The 2,083-nt window shown below is 27.1% G+C and carries 2 protein-coding genes; both read left to right on the top strand.

Features of this window, described 5'->3' with window-relative positions; translation table 11 throughout:
* A partial coding sequence (locus SPJ33_RS03510; protein WP_321116594.1) for an RNA-guided endonuclease TnpB family protein occupies positions 1 to 385 on the top strand: 385 nt, incomplete at its 5' end.
* A gap of 141 nt (positions 386 to 526) precedes the next feature.
* On the top strand, positions 527 to 1,906 hold the full coding sequence (locus tag SPJ33_RS03515) for a DEAD/DEAH box helicase (protein WP_321116595.1): 1,380 nt from the start codon (positions 527 to 529) through the stop codon (positions 1,904 to 1,906).
* Positions 1,907 to 2,083 lie beyond the last annotated feature (177 nt).

Raw genomic sequence — 2,083 nt, forward strand, 5'->3', positions numbered from 1 at the left:
ACATATCTCTAATCAAAGAAAAGACTTTTTACAAAAATTATCTACTGAATTAATAAGAAAAAATGATATTATTTGTATTGAGGATTTACAAGTTAAAAACATGATTAAGAATAAAAAACTTGCTCAATCAATAGCAGATGTATCATGGTCAGAATTTGTAAAACAATTAGAATATAAAGCTAATTGGTATGGGAGAAAAATAATTAAAGTAGGTAAATTTTTTGCTAGTTCCCAATTATGCAATAAGTGTGGATATAAAAATGAAGAAGTAAAAGATTTAGGGATTAGAGTATGGACTTGTCCCGAATGTGGTGCAAACCACGATAGAGATATAAATGCAGCAATAAATATATTAAATGAAGGATTAAGAAATATAACTATATAAATAGATAACATATATAAGAACCGTAGGAACTATGGGGATAGCTTGGTTATGCTTACACAATGGTGTTATCGACCAAGAACCCTACGACTTTAGTCGTGGGAGGTTCAGAAATTTAATTTAAGTAAAGAGATAGTAAATTCATTGCATGACTTAGGATATAAGAAGCCAACAGAAGTTCAAAATCTTGTTATAAAAGAAGCACTTTTAAATAAAGATTTAATAGTTAAGGCACAAACAGGAAGTGGTAAAACAGCTGCATTTGGTATTCCTTTATGTGAAAAAATTGATTGGGAAGAAAATGCTCCACAAGTTCTAGTTCTTGCGCCAACTAGAGAACTTGCAATTCAAATAAAAGATGATTTTATTAATATCGGAAGATATAAAAGAATTAAGGCTGTAGCATTAGTTGGAAAAGAATCTTTTAAAGAACAGGAAAAATCATTAAAAGGTAAAGTTCACGTAGTTGTTGGAACTCCAGGTAGAATATTAGATCATTTAGATAATGGAAATTTAAATGGAAAGGTATTTAAATATTTAGTTATAGATGAAGCTGATGAAATGTTTAATATGGGCTTTATAGGTCAAGTGGAAGGCGTATGCAGAAGAATAACTAGAAAAAGAGTTACTATGTTATTTTCAGCTACTATGCCAGAAAAAATTAATGAATTAAGCAAAAAGTATATGGATAGACCAGTTGAAATTAAGATAAGAGAGCAAAAGCTAATAACAGAAAAGATAACTCATGGCTTAGTTAGGGTTGAAGGAAAAGAAAAATTAAATAAAGCTAACGAAATTTTATTAAAAGAAAGACCAGAAACTGCAATAATGTTTTGTAGAACAAAAGATAATGTAGAAATTGCTTTTAAATATTTTAAAGATAAAGGATATTCAGTTGATAAAATTCATGGAGATATGCTTCAAAAAGATAGAACAAAAAAGATGGAGCAATTTAAAGAGGGTAGATTTAGAATACTTATTGCTACAGATATAGCAGCTAGAGGAATAGATGTAGATAATATAACTCATGTAATAAATATAGATATACCAGTTGAGAAAGAAGCATATGTTCATAGAATAGGAAGAACAGGAAGAGCTGGACTTTCAGGTAAGTCTATAACACTTATAACTCCTTATGAAGATAAGTATTTAGATAGAATAGAAGAATACATAGGTTTTAAAATTGAAGATTATACTGAAATAAATGAAGATTTTGATATAAAAGAAAGAGAAAAATTCTTAAAGAGTACACCTACAATAAAGAAAAAGACTAAAAAGATAACAAAAAATATTACTAAGATTTATTTAAATGGTGGTAAGAAAAAGAAAATCAGAGTTATAGATATTGTTGGTACTATAATGAGCATTGATGGTGTAAATAAAGAAGATGTAGGCATAATTGATGTAAAGGATATGGGCTCAACTGTCGAAATATTAAATAATAAAGGAAAATTAGTATTAGATGCTTTAAAGACAAAGACTATTAAAGGAAAGAAACTTAGAGCTGAAATTGCTAAAAAATAAATAGATTATATTACTGTAGTTATAGAGCATTTATATAATATTTATTATAAAGGTTTAATAAATAAGAATAATTTATAGCAATTATTATATGATATAATATTGTAAAAGCAATAGAAAAGAGGTATATAGATGAAATACTGTTTTGAATATGAAGGTAAACCATATGAATTAAATAAA

Source organism: Clostridium sp. (assembly GCF_034179595.1).
Classification (GTDB): domain Bacteria; phylum Bacillota; class Clostridia; order Clostridiales; family Clostridiaceae; genus Clostridium.